Raw genomic sequence first — 26,092 nt, 5'->3', positions numbered from 1 at the left:
GCTGACTGTTGTGGTTGGCGGGAGATGGCCGAACCGGCCATCGCCGCAGCGCCCAGGGGGGACAGGGCCGTGCGCGTATCCCAGTCGACCAGGCGTTGCACGTCGCGCAGCATCGCTTGCGCATGGGCCAGCAACTGATGGGCGAAGCTGATCGGTTGCGCCTGTTGCAGGTGGGTGAAGCCTGGGCACAGTGTGTCGACGTGCTGTTCGGCCTGGCTCACCAGGGCGTCCTGCAGGGCCAGCACCTGTTCGGCGAGCTTGCGTGCGTGATCGCGCAGGAACAGACGCAGGTCGTTGGCCGCCTGGTCATTGCGCGAGCGCCCGGCGCGCAGTTTGCCGCCCAGCGCGCCGAGACGCTCGGTCAGCACGCGCTCGAGGAACGTATGCACGTCCTCGTCGTCCTCGATCGGCTGCACGCGGCCGGCACAAAAGTCGGCATCGAGGGTGTCGATGGCGGCCAGCATGCGCGTGGTCTCGTCGCTGTCCAGCAGGCCTGCGCGCTGCAGCTCACGGGCATGGGCACGGGAGCCTGCGAGGTCGTAGGGCGCCATCTGGAAGTAGCGTTGTGGCGAGCGCGACAGGGCGGCGAGGGCGGCTGCCGGGCCTGAGGCGAAGCGGGCGCCCCAGAGGCGGTCGGTGGGCTGAGTCATTGTTGTCGTTCCTCGAAGGAGAATCTTGTGTCAGCAGGTTCGGGCCGTCATGACGCCTGCTAAGGCAGGTTTCACATAGGCTGGGGCAGGGTATAAAAATGAATTAAATCAATCGCTTGCGACTGAAATAGAAAGTTTGGAGAGTCTTGCAATATGCCGTTGCATAGGGTCATGATGGCGAGATCGGCTGATTTCTTGTTGTGCTATCCAGCCTGTTGAAAGCCGAGCGCGAGGTAAATACTTACAATGGAAACCTCACTTTCCACTGCGGGAAACCTGCCGGAAAAAACCCGGATTCGTGCGCCACTGGCCTTGAGTGGCCAGGACTTCAAATTGCTCAAGGTGTTCAAGGCAGTGGTCGAGGCAGGAGGCTTCAGCGCCGCGCAGAACGAATTGAACGTGGGCCTGGCAGCCATCAGCAAGCAGATTTCCGATCTGGAAATCCGTATCGGCATGCGTTTGTGCAGCCGCGGGCGGGAAGGCTTCAGCCTGACCGAAGAGGGGCAGGTGGTGTACCAGGCCTCGATCGAGCTGTTCAACTCGGTCGACAACTTTCGCGACCGCATCAGCAGTGCCCAGAACGAGCTGATCGGCGAACTGGGCGTGGGCGCCATCGACAACACCCTGTCCGACCGAAGCTCGCCCCTGATCGCCGCGATCCGGCAAATTTCCAGCGATCATCCGAAGGTGCGTGTACGCCTGAACGTGGCGCAACTGGACGAGGTGGAGCGCGGCGTCATCGAGGGTCGGTTCATTGCCGGCATTGTCCCGCTGTACCAGCGCCGGGAAGAGTTCGACTATTTCGAGATGTACCAGGAAGCCTCGGCGCTGTATTGCGGCGAAGGCCATCCATTGTTCGCCCGAAGCGATGCCGACATCCCCCTCGACAGCCTGCGCGAACACAACTTCGTCCACCACCGCTATGCCATGCACACGGCCAAATGGCAGTTCTTCGAGCAGGAGAACAACCAGACGTCGGCCACCCAGGTCGAGGCGGTGGCGATGCTGCTGCTCACCGGCAACTTCATCGGTTTTCTGCCGTGCCACTATGCACAATCGCTGGTCAGCCAGGGCCGCCTGCGTGTGATCCATGCCGAGGTGGTGCGTTTTCACACACCTTTCTGCCTGATCCTGCGCCACAACACCCCACGCAGCCCACTGGTGAAAACCTTCGCCCAGGCCATGGGGGTAAACCTGCGTTTGTCCGGGACTTGAGAAATAGCTACCACGTGCGTCCCTGCACTCGCTGGCTTCATGCGCTTTTTCAATGCCATGGAGCAGCATCATGCCGACCCGATCCCTTCCCGATGAAACGATCGATACACTGATCGCCAGCCGTCTGCCCAATTGGTTGAGTGCAGCCACGCCCGAACAACTGGACGCACTGCACCGGGCGTTGCGCGCCCAGCAACAGACGCAACATGCGGTGCGTGCCTTGCTTGGGCAGATCCAGCCACTGGAGGAATTTGCCGCGCCCCTGTTGAGCGAGGCGCTGGACAAACAGGTTCAACCCTCGCTGGATGTGCGCAGCAGCATGCTGCGGCGCGAGGTCCAGATCCGCTTCCCGTCGAGCGTCGGCTGGGCCCCGGATGGCATCGTCATGCGCAGTTTCGAACACAGCCTGCTGGCCTCGGCGCTGCATAATTTCGAGCGCGCCGAAACATCTAAGGTCGCTTGGCGGGCAGCGTCGGCAGTACTCGATGCCGAAGGCAACACGCTTGCCCTCCAGCCCCGGGCCTTCGCGGGCCTGTGTCGCACCCTGGATCTGGGGGGGCTCTACCAGCAGCATCTCAAGCACGTGCTGTTCGGCAACGATGCCATACGCCGACACAACGAAGCCCTGCTCGAACAGGGCTGGCGAGAGGGGCTGGAGGCCACAGCGTGGCTGGCGCGGCTTAAGGGTGATATCGACGAGCACATGCTGGCGGCGCTACAAAAGGTCTGCGCTTCGCCATCCCAGCCAGCCTCGCTGACGGCACTGGACATACGCCTGTTGGGCCGCAGGATCCAGGGGGTGGTGGTGTTCCAGATGCCCGGGCAAGAGGGAGCAGAAGGTCAACCTGAGCAGTTGATCGCCTGGATACCGGACGATCCGCAGGGCGCCTTGAGTGTCCACAGCTCCTGGTCCGAGCTGTTCAAGGCGCTGGGCCGGCGTTTTCGCCAGGCGGGTTACTGGTCGTTCTTCCAGCGTTTCGTCAGCGTAAAGGACCGCGTGCATTTCGCCCAGGTGCTGGAGCGCTTGCTGGCCCAAGGCGGCCCGCAGGATGCCATCGAGCTGGATGGTCGGTGGCAGCCTGTCGCAGGCCCGTTGTTCGCCCACCTGCGCCAGGTGCAGGTCGATACCCTGCTGGACGATGCAAAGGTGCTGGCCGTGCCGACCAGCCTGGTCGACAGCGTCGAGCGTGATCGTCGACTGCACTGGCTCAAGGGGCTGGGGCTCGACGTTCTGGGAATCGCCAGCTTCTTCGTTCCAGAACTCGGCTTGCCACTGCTGGCGATCACGGCCGAGCAACTGACCGAAGAGGTGTATGAGGGGTACCGTGACTGGGAACTCGGCGATCGGGAGGCAGCGCTTGGCCATCTTGTGGCGGTGGCGCAGAATCTTGCCCTGCTCGGCGTCACAGCCGGCGCCAGCAAGGTGCTTGAGCGGGTAGCGCAGGTCGACGAACTGGCCCCCCTACGGGGCGCCGATGGTCAATTGCGCCTGGCGCGTGCCGATCTTCCCGGTTATGCCACGCAAGAAGTGGCGCTGGCGCACGGTGAGCGGGCAACCCTCGACGGGCAGACGTATCAGGGGATCGAGGGTACGACCTATCGCTTGGGCGATGACCCGGATGTAGCGGCAGCGGCGCACCCGAACCGACCCGAGGCATCGACCATTGCGCTTGAGGACAACGGTGCCGGTGGCCTGCGCCATGCCCTGGAGCCTGCCCAGCAATGGCAGGGGGAAGGCATGCTGATACGCCGTCTGGGCAGAGGGTTGCGCCAGGTGAGTGACGATATGGCCGGTCCGCTGCTGCGCAGTATCGGGATGGACGAGGCGCAGCTACGGCGACTGCACCTTGAAAATGCACCTGCGCCAGCGCGTCTCTACGATGCGGCGCAGCGTTATCAATTGCACGACAGCTTTCCCAAACTGCGTGGCGCCGCGTTCGAAGCTCACGTCCGGGAGCAGGAGAACACACCAGGCCCGGCAGCGCAGCCCTTGCACCGTGATTTTCCCTCCCTCACGACGCGTGCGAGCCAGGAACTGCTCGACCAGGCCAATGCTGACCAGCTCCAGCAACTGCTGGAGCACGGACGGGTGCCGCTGGCGTTGGCCGAGCGTGCGCGCTGGCAGTTGCGTGACGCCCGTCTTGATCGGGCCTGTGCAGGTTTCGAGCAGGCCGCCGCGGTGGTTCAGGATACCGAACAACTGGCGTTGGGACTGTTGCAGGCCTGGTCGCCCTGGGACAGCTCTGTACGTATCGAGGTGCGTGACGGACAGTTCGACGGCCAGGTGCTGGCACAGGTAGGCGATTCGCTTGCCAGCCAGACGCGTCGAATGATCAAGACCGCGAAAGGCTATCTGGCAGTCGATGCTCAAGGGACGCCCATGCCGGGTGCCTACGCCACGGACGATCTGTTCCAGGCCCTGCTATGGCATCTGGATGCACCACAACGGTTGCAGTTGGGCGAGGCGGCCCGTTCTGCCCGGCACCTGGCCGATGCCCTGGCCGCGCGCGCCTTTGCCCAGCGCGAGCAGGCTGCCCGCCTCATTGGCATGGCGCCCATCGGTACAGGGCTGCGCCCTGCGCAACGGTTGGGCGACGGACGCATCGGTTACCTGTTGAGCGGCCGCCCCGAAGGGTCACGTCGTGCCTTGCTGCGGGGTTATCAGCAAGTCTTTCCGACCCTGTCGGATGTAGAGGTCGAAGCGTATCTGGAGACTGTGCGCCAGCGCGGCGAGGGCCTGTGGGATCACCTGCGCAACCTGCAACAGCAAATGATTAGCCTCAACCAAAGCCTGGGCAGCTGGCGTCGTGAGGCAACCCGCGCGCCCATGATCGAGCGGCGTCGCCTGATCGCCCAGCGCATCCGCCATTGCTGGCGGCGCAAGCGTGTCGAACACGATGGCACGTACCGACTGATCATCGACAGCGAACGGCTTGATAGCCTGCCCACACTTCCTGAGGGCGTGACGTTCGAGCATGTCACCCAACTGACATTGCGCCGCCTGAACCTGCAGGCCATCGACGCAGATTTCCTCTCGCGCTTTGCCAACCTGCGTAGCCTCGATCTGCGTGACAACCTGATCGACAGCATCCCTGAAGGGCTGCAACTACTGACGCAGCTCACCGAACTGCGCCTGGCCGGCAACCAGATCGTCATCGACGAAGCCGGCATGGCCAGGCTGAGCGTGCTGACGCAACTGCGTACCCTGGACCTTGCGCACAACCCCATCGGCCGACTGCCGCCGCTTGGTCCCCTGGAGAACCTGCAGCGTCTGTCATTGCGCGGTACGGGGTTGGTCGAGCTGCCAGTCGAGGTGTACATGCATCCGCAGCTCGAGGATATCGACCTGCGCGACAACAACATCAGCGACATGAGCCCGACTCTTGCGCGTTCGCGTCGTCGCCTGGCCGGCCTGAGCCTGCATGACAATCCGCTGCCTGAAACAGCACAGGCCACACTGCGTACCGCAATGGGAGAGGATGCTGCGGTGATCGTGCCCCTGCGCCGACATGCCCCGGGAGGGCAGGAGTCGCTCGAACTCTGGCTGGCAGGTTCCACCGATGCGCAGCGGACGGTGCGCGAGGCCCAATGGAATGGTCTGTTGCACGAGCCGGGTAGCAGTGACCTGATGCGCTTCCTGCATGATCTTGGCCGCTCCCGTGATTACGCAATACAGGGGCTGGATCTGCGACGCAGGGTCTGGCAGGTGATCGACGCCTGCGTACAGAACAGCGAGGTTCGCGAGGCGATCTTCCAGCAGGCTGCCGGGCCACGTACCTGCTCCGACCAGATGCTGCTGATTCTCAGCCTGCTGGAAGTTCGCGCCCTGGTCGCCACACGTACCATCGGGCTGGCCCCCGCTGCGGTTGGCCCCGCATTGACGCAATTGGGCCGCGAGCTGTATCGGCTGGACGAGGTCGACAGCATCGCCGCCCGGCACATTCAGCAGGCACGTATCGCCAATCCCTATGGTTTGCACGACGAGGTAGAGGTGCATCTGGCTTACCGGGCCGGGCTGGTCAAGCCGCTCGGGTTGCCGGCCCAGTCACGTTACATGTACCACCGGATGTTCTCCGATGTCGGGGAGGCAGAACTGCGTCGGGCGAGCACGGCGATCCTGCAGGCGGAAACCAATGCCCGCATTGCCGCATCGTTGGTACAGCGCAGTTTCTGGCAGGACTACCTGCGCAACACGCAGGCCGAAGCCTTCGAAACGCTGAACCAGCCCTACCATGAGCGCCTCGAAGCACTGATGGCCGAGGTCGAGTCCTCGCCTGAGCAGGGCGTGCTCGACGATATCCAGACGTTGGCCGAGGAGCGCAGTACTGCCGAGCGCGAGTTGGTCCTGGCGTTCACCTTGAGCATGCTGGACGCGCATCCGTGGGTTGGAGGCTAGCTGCTTGAGCGGGCGCTGTTTCAAGACTTGCAGGGCAGGATGGGGGCGCTCGCGAGGATGTGCCAAGTCGATAGGCAGGTCTTCGCGAATGCGCCCCGGGTGGGCATCCATCACGATCACTCGGTCACCCAGGTACAGCGCTTCTTTGAGGTCATGGATGACCTACACCCAGGTATTGCTCGCTCATTCGCCGCGTTTGCACCTGTGTCCTGCAGGTGCGGCGGCGTACCTCTGTCGCAGCGGACACCAGGAAAAAATCATCAAGCGCGGAATTATTTAGTGTCCATTTGTATCTGACCCCATAGGGCCCGTTGCCACTATTGCTTTGGCTGCGTGGCCAAAAACCGTTCGCCCGCCCGCTCTGCCCCGGGGACAGCGGATTGTCACGACAGGTCAGCTACAGAGTAAGCACTTATGAAATCACGCAAGAGAGTCAAGCCGATCGGCTTGAAAGACATCACCATCGTCGACGACGCCAAGATGCGCAAGGCGATCACCGCCGCGGCGCTCGGCAACGCCATGGAGTGGTTCGACTTCGGCGTCTACGGCTTCGTCGCCTACGCCCTGGGCAAGGTGTTCTTCCCCAACGCCTCACCCAGCGTGCAGATGATCGCGGCTCTGGCTACCTTCTCGGTGCCTTTCCTGATCCGGCCGCTGGGCGGTCTGTTCTTTGGCGCCCTGGGTGACCGCTACGGTCGCCAGAAAGTCCTGGCGGCGACCATCGTCATCATGTCGCTGAGCACCTTCGCCATTGGCCTGATACCGTCCTATGCCTCGATCGGCATCTGGGCGCCGATCCTGCTGTTGCTGGCCAAGATGGCCCAGGGCTTCTCGGTCGGCGGCGAGTACACCGGCGCCTCGATCTTCGTCGCCGAGTACGCCCCGGACCGCAAGCGCGGCTTCCTCGGCAGCTGGCTGGACTTCGGCTCGATCGCAGGCTTCGTGCTGGGTGCCGGTATGGTGGTGATGATCTCGGCCATCGTCGGCGAGGAGAAATTCCTCGACTGGGGCTGGCGCCTGCCGTTCCTGGTCGCGCTGCCGCTGGGCATCATCGGCCTCTACCTGCGCCACGCCCTGGAGGAGACGCCAGCCTTCCAGCAGCACGTCGACAAGCTCGAGCAGGGTGATCGCGAAGGCCTGGCCTCGGGGCCCAAGGTGTCGTTCAAGGAGGTGGCCACCAAGCACTGGCGCAGCCTGCTGACCTGCATCGGTGTGGTGATCGCGACCAACGTCACCTACTACATGCTGCTCACCTACATGCCCAGCTACCTGTCGCACAACCTGCACTACAGCGAAGACCACGGCGTGCTGATCATCATCGCGATCATGGTCGGGATGCTGTTCGTGCAGCCGGTGATCGGCTTCCTCAGCGACAAGGTCGGCCGACGTCCCTTCATCGTGGTCGGCAGCGTCGGCTTGTTCGTGCTGTCGATTCCGGCGTTCATGCTGATCAACAGCGGCAGCCTCGGGGTGATCTTCGCCGGTTTGCTGATCCTGGCGGTGCTGCTGAACTTCTTCATCGGTGTGATGGCCTCGACCTTGCCGGCGATGTTCCCCACCCACATCCGCTACAGCGCCCTGGCGAGCGCCTTCAACATCTCGGTGCTGATCGCCGGCCTCACCCCGACCATCGCCGCCTGGCTGGTGGAAAGCACCGACAACCTGTACATGCCAGCCTATTACCTGATGGTCATCGCCGTGATCGGCCTGCTTACCGGGCTGACCATGAAAGAGACCGCCAACAAGCCGCTGCGCGGCGCGGCGCCTGCGGCCTCGGACCTTGAGGAAGCCAAGGAACTGCTGCAGGAGCACCACGACACCATCGAGCAGAAGATCGAGGACATCGACGAGCAGATCGCCGAACTGGAGGCCAAGCGCAAGGTGCTGGTGCAGCAGCATCCGCGGATCGAATGAGCCAGGAAACAGTGATGGCGAAATGATGCAACCCCCTCGGGAGTGAACCAACTTTCCGGCTCCACTATGGACAGTGAGTCGGAACCATGGAATCAACCCTTACCCCGCAATCGCAAGCCCCAGCAGCGCAGGACACTGCGCTGCTGCCCACCTTCAGCAGTTCTGCTACGCACACCTCGGTCCAGGATCTGGCCCACTGGCAGTTGCTCGCCAGCGTGCTGTTCGATGTCGGTGCTCGCAGAGCCACGCCTTTTCGCACTTCCCTGACGGTCTACCACTTCAGTCGTTTTCTGTTTTGCAGCGGCCATCTGGACGCAGCCCGTTATCGGCGCGACAGCACCCGCCTGGGGTGGTGCGACCTCGATCACTACCTGTTGCACTTGCCACTGCAGCGTGGCCTGGCCTGCGCCAATGGCCTGCGGGTGCGCCCGTGGGACGTGGTGTTGCTCGATCTGGCGCAACCGGCCACGTTCAGCATGGCGGCCAGTGAGGGGATCAGCCTGCTCATACCGCGCACAGCGCTATCGCTGCTGTTGTTCGACGCCGGCCAGTTGCATGGCCTGGTGCTGCGTCGGGAGACGGCCGCCGGTATGTTGCTGGCGCGTCTGTTGTCGTCGCTGGAGGCCACCGCGCCGCAGCTGGGCATGGATGAAGCGCTACGTCTGGCCTTGCCGCTACTGGGGATGGTCGCGGCCTGCCTGGCCAAGGCCATGGCTGGCCAGGCGCAGGCCCAGGTCGCAGGCCAGGCTGACCTGGGGCGTCGTGTACGCCTGCACATCGAACGCAACCTGCACCGTGAAGATCTCACCCCGGCGGTGCTGGCCAAGGAAGTCGGCACTTCGCGCAGCCAGCTGTACCGCTCGTTCGAGCGCTTCGGCGGGGTGCGCCACTACCTGCTGCAACGCCGCCTGCGTCGCTGCCTGTTCGCCCTGTGCGACAGCACCAACGCCGGTCGGCGCATCGGCGACCTGGCCTACGACCATGGCTTTGTCGACGAAACCCATTTCAGTCGCCTGTTTCGCAAGGCGTTCGGTCTCTCGCCGCGGGCTGCGCGTACGGCGCTGAACAATGGCGGCGTCTCGGGATTCTGCTGCCTGGTGCCGGCCAATGGCGAGCGGCCTGTGCTCGATCACTGGATCAGGGAACTGATCCATGGCTGAGTGCACGGCCAGATGAACCTGGGACGCACATCCAGGTTTTCGGGACGCCCATGCCGGGACGGCGCCTGTCACTGGCCATAACCTGACCTCACCACCCACAACAGGTGTCAGCCGCAGATGGCCCGTTCCCGTGACGGCCCGCGCCCGGCACCGACAATCGACAAGGAGCGTCTGTCGTGGCGAACCACTCCCTTCATCACTTGATCCAGAGCATTGCCGGTGCCGTGGCCGAGGCCCAGGACAAGATTCAGCGCTTCCAGATGGCGACCGTGCGCCAGTACTTCGATGACGACAACCGTCCGGTCAGTGTCGATGTGCGCCTGCCGCTGCAGTCACCCGATGCCAAGGAGGGCGAGGAGCGCCTGGTACGGGTGCCCCTGCTGTCGCTGGTCGGCTCGCGTTTGCTGACCGTCAAGGACATGCAGATCGACTTCGAGGTCGGCCTGCATGCCGATCACCGTGAGCCGAGCGCTGCACAGGCCGGCGAGGTCGACCCCGACTCGCCGTGGCCGACCGATACACACACGCCTTTGAACGTCGATATGGGCGTTCGCCGAAATGGTGAAAGCGGGCCAGTGGCGCGCGTCACCCTCAGAGTCGAAACCCAGCCCTCGTCCGAGGGCATGGCGCGACTGATCCACAACCTCGATAAATTGATCTAGGAGAGACGTCATGTCTGACTTTGTTATGGGTAACCAATTCCGCGGCCTGCCGATGGCAGACCTGATCGGTGCCCCCCTGAGCGCCGCCTGCGACGCTCAGGTCCGCCTGGCCAATGCCACCGCGAACTTCATCAAGGTGATTGGCTTCCTGCCCCCGGCCGACCCGGCCAACGCCGGCCCCAACGATGTCGGCGACATCCGCAACGTGTCGTTCCGCTACGACCGTTCGGCACCGACCGAAGACGATCCGGCCGCCATCGAAAAAGTCGAGCTGCAACTGCCGCTGCTGGCGGTGGTGAAGGTGCCCAACCTTGCGATCAACAAGGTGGACATCAGCTTCGACATGGAGGTGCGCAACTCCGAGCAGTCACGCGACACCGAAGACCGCTCCGGCAGCTTCTCCGCCGAGGCCAAGTTGGGCTGGGGGCCGTTCAGCGCCAAGGTCAACGTGTCCGGTTCGGTGGCCTCGCACAAGGAGAACACCCGTTCCACCGACCAGTCGGCGAAGTACCACGTCGAGGTCCATGCCGTGGACGATGGCATGCCTGAAGGCCTGGCGCGGGTGATGGACATCATCGCCCAGTCGGTTACGCCCAAGATCGCCGCGTGATGCGCGGATGTCCTGAGCGACACGCTGGCGAGGGATGGGCCTGATCCGCAGGCCGACGCTGGCAACCAGTTTTTCCGGAGAGGGAATGCCGTGATGTTTGATTTGACGGATGTTGGATATGTGAAGCGCATCGTGGTCGGCAGCCTCGATCCGGAAAAGCTGACCCCGGAGGAGGCGGTCGAGGCACAGGCCGCATTGCTCAACCGCTGCCTGAGCGGCACGCCGCGCGGGCGGGTGCTGGGCATCGAGAAGAGCTTCAAGCTGCTCAACATCGGCGAGCACCAGGTCGTGCTGCAGGCATTGACCTACCACGTCGGTTTCGCCCGCAGGCCCTACTGGCTGACGGACGAGGCGGAGCAATCGTGATGGGCAGCCTGGAACAGTTCGTGATGGCGCTGGGCGCCGAGATGCAGCGTTCGCAGCAGGCCTGCAATCGACTATGGCCGGGCACCCAGGTGGCTTCGTTGAGCCTGGTGCTGGACGCCACGGTGGAGCCGGTCGGGGACGGTCTGGCGTTGCGTGTCGGCGGTACGCCTGCACGCGGACGGGGCAGTCATGCGTTGAGCATCGAGGTGCCGGGCTATGGCAACGAGGCCATCGTCGTGCGCGTGGATGGCGAGCTGCTGGGGATCTACAGGAGGCCAGGCGATGAGCAGGCGCAATGACCGTTCGATGCTGTTGGTTCTATCCCCGGAGGAGGGCAGTGCCTTGAAATCGATCATCGATCTGAAGTCGGTTGGCAGCCGCAGGATGTCCGGCCCCAGGCGACTGGTGATCGGCATCGGTGCCGGCCTGCTGGTAGCGCTGATGGCACTGGGCCTGGTGCGTCCGGAGTTGGCGATCGCCATCGCCGAATGGGCGGGCTTGCTGTTGGCGTTCTGAACATGTGCATTCATTCAACAAGGAGAGTCGAGATGAAATCCACCCTTGCAACACTGGCTGGTGCACTGGCACTGGCGACACTGCTGCCGGCGTTTGCCGAGCAGAAATTCGTCGGGCATTTCGAGACCGACGACGAGTTGCTCGACCTGATCCTGGTCATTCCCGACGAGGGACGTGAAGGGAAAGGCCGACTGCGCATCGATACCTGGTCGTGCAATCTGGAGTTGGGCTCGCCATCCCGGATCGCCGATGCCATTCGCTACCCCATCACCAAGGCCGATGCTGGCTACTGCGCCGCGCTGGACAAGGGCTACGTGCTCGGTTGGCCGGTCGGCAACGATCTTCAGGTCCAGGTGTTCAGCCGCAACAAGAAGGACAGGTTCGGCGCTCGCCTGACCCTCGTTCGCAAGTAGCGGCCAGACCCGCTCGACCCACCGCAATCCCTATCGAAACCAGCGCAAGGCAGGCAATCACCGTCGCCGACGGGAAAGTCGTGCCCGCTGCAAGGAGGCAAGCATGTGCATCAAGCAATCGGTTGGTGAAGGTGGCAACAACGACAAGGGCGATGTCCGCACCCTGCAGTTGTTGCTCAACATGAACAGCGGGCGCGGCGAATTCGTCTGTGCCCTGGTTACCGACGGGCTCTGGGGGCCGGGCTCGCGCACGGCCCTGAAGCGCTACCAGGAACTCCAGGGCATTGCCCAGAGCAAGACGGTCAGCGCCAACGACAACACCCTGAACGCCCTGCGCGCAGGCCTGCCGTCGACGATCGGCACGGCGACCTTGTGGGCGGTGCTGATCCATGCGACCGGCGCCAAGGTCGAGGCGTTTCGACAGCCCATCCTCGATGTGTTCGCTCGCTACAAGATCGACACGCCACTGCGCCAGGCGCACTTCCTGGCGCAGATCGCTCATGAAAGCGGGTGCCTGCTCTACACCGAGGAAATCGCCAGCGGCAGCGCCTATGAAGGGCGCAAGGACCTGGGCAACACCCAGTCGGGCGACGGCAAGCGTTTCAAGGGACGAGGCCTGATCCAGCTGACCGGGCGGGCCAACTACCGCCAGTACGGCCAGGCCTGCGGGCGCGACTTCGAACTCAAGGATGCGCCCACCCTGGTCAGTACCGACCCGTTCCTGGCGGTGGATGTCGCGGGCTGGTTCTGGGACAGCCGCAAGCTCAACACCTACGCCGACAAAGACGACGTGAAGGAAGTCACCCGCCGCATCAACGGCGGCTTCAACGGCCTCGACGACCGCATCGCCTACCTGACCCGCGCCAAGTGGCTGCTGGGGCTGTGACCGCTTTGCCGGGCACTCGCCCGAGCAACGCATCAATGATTCAACCCAACGAAAAGGAGCTTCACGATGAACAAGCGTATTGTCGGAAACTGCACACGCCTGGCCCTGGTCAGCCTGGTGAGCCTGGCCGGCATCGGTGCCGCCCAGGCCGACCCGACCTGCAGCAAGGGAATCCTGGCCGGCACCCCGCGGATCAATGCCCAGCACATCTTCTGCGGTGAGGTCAGCGCACCTGACGTTGCCAAGGGCTTCCACAGCCGTCCGGGCGGGATCAACCCCGACAGCGTCAGCAATGCACCGGCCGGAACGCACGGCGCGGGTGATATCTACACCTTGAAGAACTTCACCATCGCCGAGGGTGCCAGAAGCGGGACGAAGAGCATTTCCACGATGTTCCCCGATCGCTGCACCGAGACCCAGGTGATCGCGGCGGTGCGCAATGCCTACGCCACCAAGGTCCAGGATGCCTCGAACAAGAGCAAGTATGTGGGCTCGTCGGGGACCGAGTGCCAGAAGGGCACACCGGCCGCTGCGTTCGATATCGTGTTCTATTTGAACGGCGATCTGATCAATACCGCCTATCCTAAACCCTGATTGCATCCACTCGTCGCCACGGGGCAGGTACCCGTGGCGACCGTTTTTTTACCGTGCGACAGGAGTACGCCCATGACCGTTTCCGATGGCTTGCAGGCATTCATCGCCGAAGAGTTGACTCGCGAAAGCATCGATACCCTGCTGGAAAAGGCAGAGGCCGTGCGCTACGGATCGGCCGATGTCACCTACAGTGGCAACGCCTTCCTGGTGACTTTCGAGGCGGACACCGCTGTGCTGCGCCATCACCACGTGGCTGACTGGCCGGTAGTGCGGGTTCCACTGGCCGAGTTCATTCAGCGCTTGCGCGAGTGGGCCGAGTAGGGTGATCCGAGAGCGTTTCATGCGATGATGGCCAGCCGCTTTTAGCCGGGACACCCCAAGCACAGGGCGGCTGCCTTCGACCAACCATGGATGATCATCGTGTTCAAACCGCTACTCCCTCTCGCCCTGAGCGCCCTGTTCCTGGGCGGCTGTGCCGGCCACTCGCCGAGCAAAGACCAGGTTTCCCTGCGCACCGACAAGGGTGCGATCGTCGGTATCTGGGCGATGATGCCGCTGAAGAACGGCATCGCCAACGTCGCCGAATACAAGGCTGACGGCAAGGTGCTGCTGCACCCGTTCAACTGCGCCGAGCCCAAGACCCAGGCCGTAGAAGTCTCCGACTACAAGGTCGCGGAGGACGGCAGTTCGATCCACGTTCAGTCCGAGGCGCGTGCGTTCGACCTGAAGGTCTTGGGTTTTGCCCCGAAGGTCATGATGTTGAGCATGCCGGTCGCCGATACCCAGCTCACCTTCCTCTACCGCAAGGTCGAGCAGGTGGCGCCGCTGTGTGACCTGTACGTCGATACCAAGGGCGAGACTGCGCGGCGCACGCCGTTTCAGGCAAGTGACTTCACCCCGGCGCCGGCGGTGCCAGCCCATGCGGGGCTGGAGCGCTATATCGGCAAGTGGGCGAGCAAGGCCGGGGCGGTGCAGATCGAGGTCGTGCGTGACGCCAGCGGCGTCTACCTCTATCACCGCCCGGACGAGAACTGGCACTACCTGTACAACAACGTGCGCTGGACCGGCGATACCCTGGCCTTCAACAGCTACGCCTACACCGAGAAGCCGGCGCTGTTCCGCCATCCCTACCACAAGACCAATACGCCCATGACCCTGGAGCCGCTGGAAAACGGCCAGGTGCGCATGACCTACCTGATCGACGGCAAGCGTTTCGACAGCCTGCTGCAACGGACCAAGGACTGAGCCGAAGCCTGTAGAGGTGGGCCTCCATCATGGCGGCCTGTCTCTACAGGGTTACGACTTATAAACTAATTTGCATATTAGTTTATTGCTAAAATCAATTTAATTTATTTATAGCGACTCGGTACAGTCAGTGCTCCAGCGCACGTCCACCCCCGAGGAGCGCCATGCCGATCCGTTCCCGCCTGATGACGCAACGGCTGGACGTTACCCCAACCTTCGCCAAGGGTTTCAGCGTACCTGCCGACTGAGGCACGCGGCGAGGTTCATACCCCTCGGGTCAGTCCGCCATCGACCTTGATGTTCTGCCCGGTGATGTAGGCCGCGCCTTCGCTGGCCAGGAAGGCAATGGTCGCGGCGATTTCCTCGCTCTTGCCGTAGCGCTTGAGCGGCACACTGTCGCGGCGCTGCTCGGTGGCCGGCAGGCTGTCGATCCAGCCGGGCAGGACGTTGTTGATCCGCACGTTATCCTTGGCATAGGTGTCGGCGAAGATCTTGCTGAAGGCTGCAAGGCCGGCACGGAACACGGCCGAGGTCGGGAACAGGTCGCTGGGTTCGAAGGCCCAGGCGGTGGAGATGTTGATGATCACGCCGCTTTGCTGTTTCTGCATGGTCGGGGTGACCAGGCGGGTCGGGCGAATGACATTGAGCAGGTAGGTGTCCATGCCCTTGTGCCAGTCGTCGTCGCTGATTTCCAGGATCGGCGCGCGCGGGCCATGGCCTGCGCTGTTGACCAGCACGTCGATGCGCCCCCATTTCTCCAGCACGGTGTCGACCAGGCGTTGCAGGTCGTCGTTGGACTGGTTGCTGCCGGTCACGCCGATGCCACCCAGTTCGCTGGCCAGGGCCTCGCCCTTGCCCGATGAAGACAGGATTGCCACCTTGAATCCGTCTGCGGCCAGGCGCCGCGCCGCGGCTGCACCCATGCCGCTACCGCCGGCGGTGATGATCGCTACTTTTTCTACTGACATGTGACCTCCGATGGAATGCTTGGCTGATGTGATGGGATCAGCCTAGCACCCGTGCGCCGCTGGCAGGGAGGCAGCAGGGGTTTGTCGATTCAGTAGAAAATCTATTGCCTCAGGGCCTTTCCACCTGCTCCAGCAGCCAGCCGCGAACCACGTCCAGAGCGGTAGGCGTGCCGCCCCTGCGGGGCCAGACCAGATAGAAGTGCTTGTCCATCTCCAGCGCCTGCTCGAACACCTGCACCAGCCGCCCGGCCTGCAGGTCTTCCTGCACGAACAGTTCGCTGGACAGCGCCAGCCCTTGCCCGGCCACGGCGGCTTCGATGGCCAGCGAGGTCTGGTTGAAACGCACGTTCTTCGGCATCGGCTGTGTCGGCTGGCCGAACAGCTGGGTGATGAATTCAGGCCAGAAATTATGCGCATCGTGCAGCAGCAGGAAATGCTGCAACTGCTCGAGGCTGTGCGGTGCACCCCATTGCGCCAGCAGTGCAGGGCTGGCCACCGCGACCACCCGCTGCCTGAGCAGCAGTTCAGTGTTGAGCCCGGCGCCGAAAGGCGGATGGCCGTAGCGCACGGCAAGGTCCACGCCGTCGGCCTGGAAGCGCGACAGGCGATCGGTGGCCAGCACCCGCAGGTCGATCTCGCCATGGGCCTCGGTGAACGAACTCAGCCGGGGGATCAGCCATTTCGAGGCGAAGGTCGGGGTGACGCTGACGGTGAGGTGAAGGTTGTCCGGGCGCAGTGCCGCAGTGGCTTCGCCGATCAGTGCCAAGGCGTTGCGAATACTGTGGCTGTAGCCCAAGCCCGCGTCGGTCAGGCGCAAACCACGTGGCAGACGTTCGAACAGCCTGATGCCCAGGCTCGCCTCCAGCCCCCGTACCTGCTGGGCCACGGCAGCCTGGGTGACACCCAGCTCCTCGGCCGCCAGGCGGAAATTCAGGTGGCGCGAGACAACCTCGAACACACGCAGGGCATTGAGTGGGGGGAGGGCGGTCGGGCCTTCGGTCATGGTCGTGTCTGCTGGTGGGGATCGACGGAGGATAACAGTTTGCGCCGCCAGCCCTGTTGCAGGATCGGTGTAACCGGTACCCTCGACGGCCCACCGTTTTCAGGAGCATGCCTATGCCTATGCCTATGCCTATGCCTCGAGGTGCCGTGATCGCAGCCGGGCTGCTGCTGTTCGCCAGTGCACAGGTGCTCGCCGAGCCCCCTGCCGTGATGCAGCGCTACGCCTGCAGCGCTTGCCACCAGTTGGATGTGCGGGCCGTGGGTCCGTCCTGGCGAGAGATTGCCGCGCGTTATCGCGATGGCAGCAAGGGCACCGGGCAGCTGGTGCAAAGCATTCGGCAGGGCAGCCGGGGGCAATGGGGCGTGGTGCCGATGCCGCCACAGGCGCAAGCCCGCGAGGAAGATTTGCAGGCCATTACCCAGTGGATTCTCGAACAGCGCTGAGTGCTGGGTTGACTATCCTTAAAATCGAAATGAAGCGTCCTGATTTATCCTTCTTATCGAGACGATCCTGAACGCATAACCTGTGCCTCACCGACATCCGGCGAGGCCGTCAGCCCATGCAGCAAGTCCCTGTCTCACGTGCCCTCGCGGCACGCCTGCTCTGCCACTTCCCGAGCCAGTGCGAGAAACGCGGTCATGCCTGCCGAGGGATTGCGCCGCCCCGCGTAGTACAGGCACAGCCCCGGCAATGGTGGCGTCCAGTCGTCCAGCACGCGCACCAGGCGACCGGCCGCGATGTCCTCGCGCACATCCTGTTCCATGAAGTAGCCAAGGCCCACGCCAGCCATGACGGCAGTACGTGCCAGGCTGGCCTCATCCAGGGTGATTGGCCCTTGCACCTCGATCTGCTGTGCGCTGTTGCCGTTGGCGAAGCGCCAGCGGAACAGTGCGCCATCGGGCAGGCGCACGCGGATGCAACTGTGGCGCTGCAGGTCGGCTGGCAGCCGTGGCGTGCCCCGCGCGGCCAGGTAGGCAGCGGAGGCGACCACGGCATAGCGCTGCGGCCGGCCGAGGGACAGGCTGATCATGTCACTGGGCACCAGGTCGGCGACCCGCACGCCCAGGTCGAAACCGTCGGCGACGATATCCACCAGCCGCCCCTCGGTGACCAGGTCCACCTGCATCTGCGGATAGCGCCGCAGGAACTCCAGTACCAGCGGCCCGATGATCTCGCGTGCGGCGAAGGCCGCAGCGTTGATGCGCAGCATGCCGCTGGGCTGTTCGCGCTGGGCGCGTACCACCTCCAGGGCGCCTTGTACCTCGCCCAGCGCCGGGGCGACGTGCTCGACGAACAGGCGCCCTGCATCGGTCAGCGACACGCTGCGCGTGGTGCGGTTGAACAGTCGCACGCCAAGGTTCGCCTCGAGCTTGCCGATGGCGTTGCTCAAGGCAGTGGTGGACATTCCCAGGTCGATGGCCGCCGCGCGAAAACTGGCGCGTCGGGCGATGGCGAGGACGGCATCGAGGTCATTGAGGCTGACGCGCTCCATGGTTCGGCTCGTTCGGACAAAAACACGATTCTATCCGCAACCCAGGTTGCTACCACCGGAGAATATCCATGAGTGATCCATCAGAAACCCTGCGCGGCAAGCGCGTACTGGTCACCGCCGGCACCAAGGGCCTGGGCAAGGCCACGGTCGAGCTGTTCGTCGAACTGGGCGCCCGGGTGCTGACCTGCGCGCGCAGCGCGCCCGCCGATGCCCCTCAGGCGTCTTTCGTCAGCGCCGACCTCACCACCCTCGCGGGGTGCGAGCAGTTGGCGGGCGAGGTCGAGCGGCAACTGGGCGGGGTCGATGTCATCGTTCATGTGCTGGGCGGCTCCAGCGCACCGGCCGGGGGCTTTGCCACACTGGGCGAGGCGCATTGGCAACAGGAACTGGACCTCAACCTGCTGCCTGCCGTGCGCCTGGATCGCGCCCTGTTGCCCGGCATGCTGGCGCAGGGCGGCGGGGTGATCGTTCACGTCACCTCGATCCAGCACCATCTGCCGCTGCCGGAGGCCACCACCGCCTACGCGGCGGCCAAGGCGGCGCTGTCGACCTACAGCAAGAGCCTGTCCAAGGAAGTCGCGCCCAAGGGCGTGCGCGTGGTGCGGGTCGCGCCCGGCTGGATCGAGACCGAGGCCTCGGTAGCCCTGGCCGAGCGCCTGGCCAGCGAGGCGGGCACCGATTACGAGGGTGGCAAGCGCATCATCATGCAGGCCTTGGGCGGCATCCCCCTGGGTCGGCCCGCCAGCCCTAAGGAGGTGGCCAACGTCATCGGCTTCGTGGCCTCGCCTGCCGCAGCAGCGGTGACCGGCACCGAATTCGTGGTGGATGGGGGGACCATACCGACTGCCTGAGCCGCGTTACGAGGCGGTCCACACCGCCAGTTCGTAGCCGTCCGGGTCGATGAAGTGGAAGCGCCGACCGCCAGGGAAGGCGAAGGTGGCGCGGCTGATGCGAGCGCCGGCGGCTTCTACACGCTGTTGGGTGGCGTCGAGGTCGGCGGCGTAGAGGATGACCAGCGGCCCTCCGGGCCGTACCGCTTCGCCGGTGGTGAAACCGCCGCTCAGGCGGCCGTCGGAGAACTCGGTGTAGGTGGGGCCGTAGTCGGTGAAGGTCCAACCGAAAACGTCGCCGTAGAACGCCTTGCTGCGGCTGATGTCGGTGACGTTGAACTCGATGTTGTCGATCTGTCGATCCTGTCCGCGAATACCCATGTTGCCTCCTTGCGTAGTGGAGCGCGCAGTCTAGCGCATCAGCGCAAGCGCAGGGTCTTGGTCACGGTCTCCCCCTGCGTGCCGCTGGTCCACCTGCTCGTGGCTTACCCAAGCTCCAAGGCCTGCAACGATCGCCCACGGACGATATACTCCGCCGCCTCATGTCGTCCCCCGGAGAACCCCATGCGGCAGGCTTTGCTTATCGTCGATGTCCAGTCCACCTTCAGCCCTCCTGAGTGGCTGATCGACGGAATCCGCGCGTTGGCCGCGAAACTCCCCGCCATCGCGTCGGTCGAGTTGCACGACGAGCAGGTCACGCCGTTCCAGCAGCAACTCGGCTGGCACCCGGCGCGCGAGGACGAGAGCCTGGTCGAGGCGGACGAAGTGTTCGTCAAGCATGGCTACGGGCAGACCCCCGAGGCCATCGACTACCTCAAGAAACTGGGCGTGGAGCGCGTGCTGGTCTGCGGCCTGCAGACCGAAACCTGCGTACTGGCCGCCGGCTTCGCGCTGTTCGATGCCGGGCTGAACCCGACCCTGGTCACTGACCTGACGGTGGGCTCTTCACTGGACCGCTCGGGCAAGCTGGGTATCGAGCTGTGGACCCACCATTTTCGCCAGGTGACCACGGTGGCGCAGGTGGTCGAAGGACTGCAAGGCTGAAGGGGCTGCACGCCAGCCCCTTGCACCTACACTACCGCGATCAGGTCAATCTCCACCGCGGCATTCTTTGGTAACTGGTACACCCCCACCGAGGTGCGGGTATGCTTGCCGGCGTCGCCCAGCACCTCATGCAGGATCGCCGAGGCGCCGTTGGCCACTTCGCTCTGCTGGGTGAAATCCGCCGCCGACTGCACGAACACGCTGATCCGCGCGATTCCCTTGACCTTGTCCAGCGAGCCCAGGCTTTCGCTCAGCAGCTTCAGGCAGCGCAGGGCGCTGACCTTGGCGGCAATCTGCGCGTCGGCGAGGCTGACGTCCTCGCCCACCCGCCCCGGGTGCACCACCGTGTCGTTGACCCGCGGGATCTGCCCGCTGATGTACACCTGGTCGCCCAGGTGCAGCACTGGCACATAGTCGCCGCCGATCTTCAGCGGGCCATCGAACGAATAACCCAGCGCCTGCAGAGCGGCTTCATAGCGGTCGTGTCTGGACATCGGTAGTGCTCCCTGGTGTGCTCGATGCGATGGCCAAGCCTAATCAAACGCCTGCGTGCCGACCAGTGGCTCAACCCTCCCAGCGCTTGAAAATCACGCTGGCATTGACGCCACCGAAACCGAAGCCGTTGGACAGCGCGTATTCGGTATCCAGCGGCCGTGGTTGGCCTGCGGCAATGTCCAGCCCGGCAGCTGCCGGGTCAGGGTCGACCAGGTTGAGCGTGGCCGGTGCCTGTTGGTCGCGCAGGGCAAGCACGGTGAAGATCGCCTCGATACCGCCGGCGGCGCCCAGCAAGTGGCCGGTAGCAGACTTGGTGGCACTGATCACCGGCGAAGGTACGTCGGCGAACACCGCCTTGATCGCTGCCAGTTCGCCCTTGTCGCCCACTGGTGTCGAGGTGGCGTGGGCATTGAGATGGCCCACCTGTGCGCCCTGGATACCGGCCTGGCGCAGGGCCAGGGTCATGGCGCGTCGCGCGCCGTCGCCGTCTTCCGGCCCCGAGGTGATGTGATAGGCGTCGGCGCTGGTGCCGTAGCCCACCAGTTCGGCCAGCGGCGTGGCGCCGCGTGCCAGTGCGTGCTGCAGTTCTTCGATCACCAGCAGGCCGGCGCCTTCGCCCATGACGAAGCCGTCGCGGGCCGTGTCGAACGGGCGCGAGGCCTGTTCCGGGTGCTCGTTGAAATCACTCGACAAGGCTCTCGCTGCCGCAAAGCCGGCCAGGCTGACACGATGAATCGCCGCCTCCGCGCCCCCGCACAGCGCCACGTCCGCTTCACCGGCCAGGATCATCCGCGCGGCGTCGCCAATCGCCTGCACCCCGGCCGCGCACGCGGTGACCGGTGTACCCAGCGGGCCTTTGAGCCTGTGGGCGATCGACACCTGTCCGGCGGCCAGGTTGCCGAGGAAGGAGGGAATGGTGAAGGGCGACAGCTTGCGCGGGCCCTTGCTGTCGGTGGTGCGCACGGCCTCGGCAATGGCCGGGAAGCCGCCCACGCCAGTACCGATGATGGTTGCCGTGCGTTCCTGCTGTTCGACGGTTTGCGGTTGCCAGCCGGCCTGTGCCAGGGCCTCCTGCGCGGCGCCCAGGGCGAACAGGATGAAACGATCGACCTTGCGCTGCTCCTTGTCCGGCAGTACGCGGCCCGGATCGAAGCCGGCCTCGCTGTCCTGTTGCAGGTCCGGCACCTGGCCGCCGATGCGCACCGCCAGGTCGCCGATCAGCGATTTCGCCAAAAGCCTGGAGATCGCGCCGAGCATGTTGACCCGCAGGCTCAACGCGCTGGTGGAGGCCGGTCTGCTCGAGCGCCATGCCTACAGCACCCGTCCCCTGGCCACGAATACCTGCCCAGTGCACGAGGGCGCGACCTGCAGGCTGTGCTCTATGCGCTGATCGCCTGGGGCAATCGGCATTTCGCGCCTGAGGCCGTCAGTGTGCAGGTGGTGGAGAAGGGGACGGGCAAGGCCTTGGCCGATGATGGTCGAGGTCGAGTCCGGGCCTGTGGTGCCCTGGTCAGCGTGCGAGCTGGTGCAGGGGCCTGGCGCCAGCGAGGGGATGCGGGCGCGGCTGCAGCGCAGTCGCGAGGGCTGATCAGCCGCGCAGGGCAGGGGCCTGGCGCAGGCCGTCGCCGGCCACTTCCACCTGGTCGGCACGCAGGATCGCAGCGCGCTGGTGTTCGTATTCCTGTTGCGACAGGCCTCGGCGTTGCAGAGCCTCGAGCTGCAACTGGCGCGTTTCCTCGGCGGTATAGGGGCGCTGTTCGGGATGGCTGGCACAGCCGGCAAGTGCGGCGATACCAAGGGCGGCCAGGGCAGCGAGCAGCAGGCGGGCGGTGGCGTTCATCGGCGGGTTTCCTGTTTCGAAGATTCGTCTGGCGAGTCGTTGAACACAGGTTATCGAGCACGGCCGCCGGGCAGAAATCGTCGTGCTCGATAGTCACTATCGATGAGCGCGCCCGGCTCAGATCACCCGGGCACTGTGCAAGGCTTCCAGCGCCTGGCCGCGCAGGCGGGCCAGGCGCTCGTCCTGGCGCTCGCGCGGGTAGCCAAGGCCCACCCTCAGTTCGCGGCAGACGGTGCCCGGCCGGTTGCCGATCACCAGCACGCGGTCGCTCGGGTACAGCGCCTCGTCCACGTCATGGGTGACCACCAGCAGGGCAATGCGGTGGCGGCGCGCGAGGTCCAGCAACAGGTCCTGCAGTTTGAAGCGGGTGAAGGCATCCACGGCGCTGAACGGCTCGTCGAGCAACAGCAGTTGTGGCTGACCGTACAGCCCGCGGGCGATGGCCACGCGCTGGGCCATGCCGCCGGACAGCGCCTTGGGCAGCGCATCGGCGAAGCCGCCCAGGCCCACCTCGTCGATCAGGCCGTTGACTCGGGCGCGGTCGTAGCGCCGGTCTTCACTGAAGCCGATGTTGTCGGCCACGCTCAACCAGGGCATCAGGCGCGGCTCCTGGAACACGAAGCCGACCTGTTCCGGGCGTTGCCGCAGATGGCCGACGAAGTCGCGGTCCAGTTGCGCCACCAGGCGCAGCAGGGTGCTCTTGCCGCAGCCACTGGGGCCGAGCAGGCTGACGATCTCGCCGGGTTGCAGTTGCAGCTCGACTGCCCCCAGTACAGCCGTGGTGCCGAATGCCTTGTGCTCGACGCGCAGGTCGAGCAAGGGCGCAGGTGTCGGTGCGGCAACGCGCAAGGGTTGGTTCATGGATTCAGGCTCCCCGGTCCGTGCCGTCGAAGGTGTCGCGCCAGTTCAGCCAGCGCTGTTCCAGCCCGGCCAACAGGCCATCGCTGAGTTTGCCGAGCAGGGCCAGGACAATGATCGCCGCGAGTACGAGGTCTGGTCGCGAAGTCTCCCGGCCGTCGCTGAGCAGGTAGCCCAGGCCGCGGGTGGCGGCGATCAGCTCAGCGGCGACGAGAAACATCCAGCTCAGGCTCAGGGCGCTGCGCAGGCCGGTGAATACGCCGGGTATCGCGGCCGGCAGGAGGATGCGCCGGGCCAGGCGCAGGGGGCCGAAGCCGTACATGCGCCCGACCTCGACCAGCTTGCGGTCGATATTGCGAATCGCCGCCACGCCGTTCAGGTACACCGGGAAGAATGCGCCAATGGCGATCAGCGTCACCTTGGAGGTCTCGCCGATCCCCAGCCACAGCAGCAACAGCGGCACCCAGGCCAGGCTCGGGATCGCCCTCAGGCTGGCGAAGGTCGGCTCCAGCCAGGCCTCGGCCTCACGGCTCAGGCCCACCCAGGCGGCGAACAGCAGCCCTAGGGCGGCGCCGATGGCAAACCCGGCCAGCACCCGCGAGAGACTGGCGCCGATGTGTTTCCACAGTGCGCCGTCGGCCAGTTGCACCAGGGTCTGTGCCACTTCGCTGGGCGCGGGCATCTGGTAGGACGCGATCCAGCCCAGGCGCACGACGGCCTCCAGCAGCAGGATGATCGCCAGAGGCAGCACCAGGCCCTTGAGCCGGCGTGGCCAGGGCGAGGTGGCAGTGGCGGGCGCCGGCGCGCTCGCGCTGCGGGTGTGCGTGGAGAGACTCATCGCTCGATGCTGGCCTTGCCGAAGGACGGGTCGATCAACTGGTCGATTACGGCGTTGACGTCGGCGCCACGCTTGACCAGCTCCTCGGACACCAGGATCGGCGCCGCGGCCTTGGAGGCTGCTACGTCCTGTTCGGTCAGTTGTGGCGCCGAGAGGTCGGTACGCGACAGCTGCAGCTTGGCCACATCCAGCGGGAGCTTGGATTCATCGGCCAACAGGCGGGCGAACTCGTCCGGGTGTGCGACTGCCCAGTGGCGTGCCTGCTCGTACGCCTTGATCACCGTGGCGATGGTTTGTGGATGCTGCTTGGCGAAGGTCTCGGTGACACTGACCACGCCATAGCTGTTGAAGTCCTTGTTGCGGTACAGCAGGCGTGAGCCGGCTTGCAGTTCGCTGGCAGCCATGTGCGGATCGAGGCCGGCCCAGGCATCGACATCGCCTTTCTCCAGTGCGGTGCGGCCATCGGGGTGCTGCAGGTGCAAGAGCTCGACGTCGTCCTTTGGAGGCGGCGATCTTCTTGCCCTTGGGAAACTCTAAACAAGTTACCTATTCGCCCGAAATGGAGGGCTAAGGGATGCCGAAAAGCCCGATTTTCAGCCGCTGATTATTGGATAACCAAGGCACAGCCTTAGTTTTCTGCCCTCGCGGGCGGACCTCTCCCGCAGCAGGCAATAATTGCCGGCGCACCATCCACAGATTCGACAGGGCAAACAGCATGGTCAGTTGCGCCGTGTTCTTGGCCAAGCCACGGAAGCGGGTTTTCACATAGCCGAATTGGCGCTTGATCACACGGAATGGGTGTTCGACCTTCGCTCGCGCCTGCGCTTTGACTTTCTCGATCTTGCGTTTGGCTTTATAGAGCATGCTGCGTTTGCTCAAGCGCTTGTAGCTGCTACGACGAACCTCAAGCCGCCAGATCACCGGTCTTTCTTCATGCTTCGGCCGCTTCTCCACACCGGTATAATCCGCGTCGGCACAGATAACATTTTCTTCGCCATGCAACAGGTGAGCGAACTCCGCTACATCAGCCACATTCGCCGCTGTGCCGTGGACGTGGTGCACCAGCCCCGACTAGCATCGGCACCGATATGCGCCTTCATGCAGGAGAAATACCGATTACCCTTCTTCGTCTGATGCTTTTCAGGTCGCGTTTGCCTTCCTTGTTCTTGGTCGAACTGGGCGCGTGGGTGATGATGGCGGCGACAATAGTGCTCTGGCGCAACGACAGGCCTTTGTCTCGCAGGTAATTGTTGATGCTTCCAGAATGCTCGCCGCCAACTGATGCTTCTCCAGCAGATACCGGCGATTCATGATCGTCGTGTCTTCGGGAATAGGAGCGCTGAGCGAGCCGAGCAAACTGGCGCATCGAAGTGATCTCGTACAGCGCTTCTTCCATGGCTGGACCGCTCAACGAGAACCAGTTCTGCAGTAGGTGAACACGCAGCATGGTATCCAGTGGATAAGGCTTGCGACCACCGCCGACCTTTGGGTAATGCGACTCGATCAATGCCACCAAACCGCTCCACGGCACCACCTGCTTCATCTCCGCCAGGAAACGCTCGCGGCGGATTTGCTTGCGCTTACCGACGTACTCGAAATCGGAAAAGCTCATCTGACTCATGTGAAGGCGGGCCTGTAGAAGGCAGTTGGACGGAGGGCTATTTCAGCACAGATCAGATGGCCTGTTGCAGTGGTCTACTAACCCCGGACACCTTTTTGGGCGAAAATGGTCGCCATACAGAGCTGTTCGATGAGCAGACAACGACGTACTTTCACCCTCGAATTCAAGCGCGAGGCAGTCGGCCTGGCGCTCGACCAGGGCTATAGCCTTACTGAAACCGCCCGGTCGCTCGACTTGGTTGAATCGGCACTGCGCCGATGGATTAATCAGCTTCAGCAGGGCCGCGGCGGCGTTACGCCGGCCAGCAAAGCGTTGACGCCAGAGCAGCAAAAAATCCAAGAGTTGGAAGCCCGGCCCACGCGCCTTGAACGCAAGAAATCGATACTAAAAAAGGCTACCGCGCTCTTGATGTCGGAAGATCTCGAACGTACGCGCTGATCCGCTAGCTCAGCGACCATGAGCCCGTTGATTGTTTG

At 64.1% G+C, this 26,092-nt stretch carries 26 protein-coding genes and 5 pseudogenes; 19 read left to right on the top strand and 12 right to left on the bottom strand.

The genetic code is table 11. The features are described from left to right. Positions 1–650, bottom strand: a 650-nt coding sequence (locus ACPZMI_RS04200) for a lyase family protein (RefSeq protein ID WP_426351736.1), incomplete at its 3' end; no start/stop codon positions are given. Positions 651–896: 246 nt separating this feature from the next. On the opposite strand from ACPZMI_RS04200, the gene ACPZMI_RS04195 reads away from it, so the two are divergent. From ACPZMI_RS04195 to ACPZMI_RS04130, 14 genes are all read left to right on the top strand, one after another. Beyond that, a complete protein-coding gene (locus ACPZMI_RS04195) occupies positions 897–1,865 on the top strand; it encodes a LysR family transcriptional regulator (RefSeq protein ID WP_186664042.1) in 969 nt (322 codons plus the stop codon). A gap of 70 nt (positions 1,866–1,935) precedes the next feature. Further along, positions 1,936–6,261, top strand: coding sequence for an NEL-type E3 ubiquitin ligase domain-containing protein (locus ACPZMI_RS04190; RefSeq protein WP_426351735.1), 4,326 nt, complete (start codon positions 1,936–1,938; stop codon positions 6,259–6,261). A gap of 414 nt (positions 6,262–6,675) precedes the next feature. Beyond that, positions 6,676–8,175 carry a glycine betaine/L-proline transporter ProP gene (gene proP / locus ACPZMI_RS04185; protein WP_186664046.1) on the top strand — a complete coding sequence of 500 codons (1,500 nt, stop codon included), beginning with the start codon at positions 6,676–6,678 and terminating at the stop codon, positions 8,173–8,175. 86 nt (positions 8,176–8,261) lie between these two features. Beyond that, complete coding sequence (locus ACPZMI_RS04180; protein ID WP_186664048.1) at positions 8,262–9,335, top strand: helix-turn-helix domain-containing protein; 1,074 nt, start codon at positions 8,262–8,264, stop codon at positions 9,333–9,335. A gap of 176 nt (positions 9,336–9,511) precedes the next feature. Next, complete coding sequence (locus ACPZMI_RS04175) at positions 9,512–9,997, top strand: DUF2589 domain-containing protein (RefSeq protein ID WP_186720561.1); 486 nt, start codon at positions 9,512–9,514, stop codon at positions 9,995–9,997. A 10-nt stretch (positions 9,998–10,007) separates the two neighbouring features. After that, positions 10,008–10,607 carry a DUF2589 domain-containing protein gene (locus tag ACPZMI_RS04170; RefSeq protein ID WP_063545193.1) on the top strand — a complete coding sequence of 200 codons (600 nt, stop codon included), beginning with the start codon at positions 10,008–10,010 and terminating at the stop codon, positions 10,605–10,607. Positions 10,608–10,700: 93 nt separating this feature from the next. Next, a complete protein-coding gene (locus ACPZMI_RS04165; protein ID WP_063545192.1) occupies positions 10,701–10,973 on the top strand; it encodes a hypothetical protein in 273 nt (90 codons plus the stop codon). Then, positions 10,973–11,272 (top strand): hypothetical protein, encoded by a 300-nt coding sequence (locus tag ACPZMI_RS04160; protein ID WP_426351734.1) that lies wholly within the window; start codon positions 10,973–10,975, stop codon positions 11,270–11,272. Before ACPZMI_RS04165 ends, ACPZMI_RS04160 begins: the two co-directional genes overlap by 1 nt. Beyond that, complete coding sequence (locus tag ACPZMI_RS04155) at positions 11,256–11,489, top strand: hypothetical protein (RefSeq protein ID WP_186720560.1); 234 nt, start codon at positions 11,256–11,258, stop codon at positions 11,487–11,489. The genes ACPZMI_RS04160 and ACPZMI_RS04155 overlap by 17 nt, the downstream gene beginning before the upstream one ends. A 32-nt stretch (positions 11,490–11,521) precedes the next feature. Next, a complete protein-coding gene (locus tag ACPZMI_RS04150) occupies positions 11,522–11,902 on the top strand; it encodes a hypothetical protein (protein WP_186664056.1) in 381 nt (126 codons plus the stop codon). Between the two features lie 103 nt (positions 11,903–12,005). Next, on the top strand, positions 12,006–12,788 hold the full coding sequence (locus ACPZMI_RS04145; RefSeq protein ID WP_186664058.1) for a glycoside hydrolase family 19 protein: 783 nt from the start codon (positions 12,006–12,008) through the stop codon (positions 12,786–12,788). A 66-nt stretch (positions 12,789–12,854) separates the two neighbouring features. Further along, on the top strand, positions 12,855–13,382 hold the full coding sequence (locus ACPZMI_RS04140; protein ID WP_426351733.1) for an EndoU domain-containing protein: 528 nt from the start codon (positions 12,855–12,857) through the stop codon (positions 13,380–13,382). Positions 13,383–13,454: 72 nt separating this feature from the next. Then, positions 13,455–13,703 carry a hypothetical protein gene (locus tag ACPZMI_RS04135; RefSeq protein WP_186664062.1) on the top strand — a complete coding sequence of 83 codons (249 nt, stop codon included), beginning with the start codon at positions 13,455–13,457 and terminating at the stop codon, positions 13,701–13,703. Positions 13,704–13,793: 90 nt separating this feature from the next. Beyond that, on the top strand, positions 13,794–14,627 hold the full coding sequence (locus ACPZMI_RS04130; RefSeq protein WP_426351732.1) for a hypothetical protein: 834 nt from the start codon (positions 13,794–13,796) through the stop codon (positions 14,625–14,627). A 263-nt stretch (positions 14,628–14,890) separates the two neighbouring features. Here the strand turns inward: ACPZMI_RS04130 and ACPZMI_RS04125 are convergent, their stop codons facing one another. Both ACPZMI_RS04125 and ACPZMI_RS04120 read right to left on the bottom strand, forming a co-directional pair. Beyond that, positions 14,891–15,595 (bottom strand): SDR family oxidoreductase, encoded by a 705-nt coding sequence (locus ACPZMI_RS04125; RefSeq protein WP_426351731.1) that lies wholly within the window; start codon positions 15,593–15,595, stop codon positions 14,891–14,893. Positions 15,596–15,704: 109 nt separating this feature from the next. Continuing rightward, complete coding sequence (locus ACPZMI_RS04120; protein ID WP_426351730.1) at positions 15,705–16,598, bottom strand: LysR substrate-binding domain-containing protein; 894 nt, start codon at positions 16,596–16,598, stop codon at positions 15,705–15,707. Positions 16,599–16,711: 113 nt separating this feature from the next. Between ACPZMI_RS04120 and ACPZMI_RS04115 the strand changes: the two genes are divergently transcribed. Next, complete coding sequence (locus ACPZMI_RS04115; RefSeq protein WP_202885227.1) at positions 16,712–17,041, top strand: c-type cytochrome; 330 nt, start codon at positions 16,712–16,714, stop codon at positions 17,039–17,041. Positions 17,042–17,175: 134 nt separating this feature from the next. Here the strand turns inward: ACPZMI_RS04115 and ACPZMI_RS04110 are convergent, their stop codons facing one another. After that, positions 17,176–18,090: a LysR family transcriptional regulator gene (locus ACPZMI_RS04110; RefSeq protein WP_186707772.1), complete on the bottom strand. Its 915-nt coding sequence runs from the start codon at positions 18,088–18,090 to the stop codon at positions 17,176–17,178. Positions 18,091–18,158: 68 nt separating this feature from the next. Between ACPZMI_RS04110 and ACPZMI_RS04105 the strand changes: the two genes are divergently transcribed. Further along, positions 18,159–18,941, top strand: coding sequence for an SDR family oxidoreductase (locus ACPZMI_RS04105; protein ID WP_426351729.1), 783 nt, complete (start codon positions 18,159–18,161; stop codon positions 18,939–18,941). A 6-nt stretch (positions 18,942–18,947) separates the two neighbouring features. Here ACPZMI_RS04105 and ACPZMI_RS04100 read toward each other — a convergent pair whose 3' ends face one another. After that, positions 18,948–19,301, bottom strand: coding sequence for a VOC family protein (locus tag ACPZMI_RS04100; RefSeq protein ID WP_186664074.1), 354 nt, complete (start codon positions 19,299–19,301; stop codon positions 18,948–18,950). Positions 19,302–19,484: 183 nt separating this feature from the next. Here ACPZMI_RS04100 and ACPZMI_RS04095 point away from each other — a divergent pair, with 183 nt between their 5' ends. Continuing rightward, positions 19,485–19,964, top strand: coding sequence for a cysteine hydrolase family protein (locus ACPZMI_RS04095; protein WP_186664076.1), 480 nt, complete (start codon positions 19,485–19,487; stop codon positions 19,962–19,964). 26 nt (positions 19,965–19,990) lie between these two features. On the opposite strand, the gene ACPZMI_RS04090 is transcribed toward ACPZMI_RS04095, so the two are convergent. Beyond that, complete coding sequence (locus ACPZMI_RS04090; RefSeq protein WP_186664078.1) at positions 19,991–20,458, bottom strand: RidA family protein; 468 nt, start codon at positions 20,456–20,458, stop codon at positions 19,991–19,993. 70 nt (positions 20,459–20,528) lie between these two features. Beyond that, a pseudogene (locus ACPZMI_RS04085) lies at positions 20,529–21,692 on the bottom strand (beta-ketoacyl-[acyl-carrier-protein] synthase II); the annotation flags it as partial. Here ACPZMI_RS04085 and ACPZMI_RS04080 point away from each other — a divergent pair. Then, a pseudogene (locus ACPZMI_RS04080) lies at positions 21,583–22,047 on the top strand (winged helix-turn-helix transcriptional regulator). The pseudogenes ACPZMI_RS04085 and ACPZMI_RS04080 overlap by 110 nt on opposite strands. Here ACPZMI_RS04080 and ACPZMI_RS04075 read toward each other — a convergent pair. From ACPZMI_RS04075 to ACPZMI_RS04055, 5 genes and pseudogenes are all read right to left on the bottom strand, one after another. Then, complete coding sequence (locus ACPZMI_RS04075) at positions 22,048–22,299, bottom strand: hypothetical protein (protein ID WP_054891461.1); 252 nt, start codon at positions 22,297–22,299, stop codon at positions 22,048–22,050. It abuts the pseudogene before it with no gap. 117 nt (positions 22,300–22,416) lie between these two features. After that, positions 22,417–23,160: an ABC transporter ATP-binding protein gene (locus ACPZMI_RS04070; RefSeq protein WP_426351728.1), complete on the bottom strand. Its 744-nt coding sequence runs from the start codon at positions 23,158–23,160 to the stop codon at positions 22,417–22,419. 4 nt (positions 23,161–23,164) lie between these two features. Beyond that, a complete protein-coding gene (locus ACPZMI_RS04065) occupies positions 23,165–23,995 on the bottom strand; it encodes an ABC transporter permease (protein WP_426351727.1) in 831 nt (276 codons plus the stop codon). After that, positions 23,992–24,495 (bottom strand): annotated as a pseudogene (locus tag ACPZMI_RS04060) (ABC transporter substrate-binding protein); the annotation flags it as partial. The gene ACPZMI_RS04065 and the pseudogene ACPZMI_RS04060, both read right to left, overlap by 4 nt. Positions 24,496–24,643: 148 nt before the next feature. Next, positions 24,644–25,616 (bottom strand): annotated as a pseudogene (locus ACPZMI_RS04055) (IS5 family transposase); the annotation flags it as partial. 129 nt (positions 25,617–25,745) lie between these two features. Here ACPZMI_RS04055 and ACPZMI_RS04050 point away from each other — a divergent pair. Then, positions 25,746–26,056: pseudogene (locus ACPZMI_RS04050) on the top strand (transposase); the annotation flags it as partial. Positions 26,057–26,092 lie beyond the last annotated feature (36 nt).

Origin of the sequence: Pseudomonas wayambapalatensis (assembly GCF_049942315.1) — a bacterium.
In the GTDB taxonomy this organism is placed as follows: Bacteria; Pseudomonadota; Gammaproteobacteria; order Pseudomonadales; family Pseudomonadaceae; genus Aquipseudomonas; species Aquipseudomonas wayambapalatensis.
Note: the sequence above shows the minus strand (reverse complement) of the source record. Positions and strands in the feature narration are given on the sequence as shown.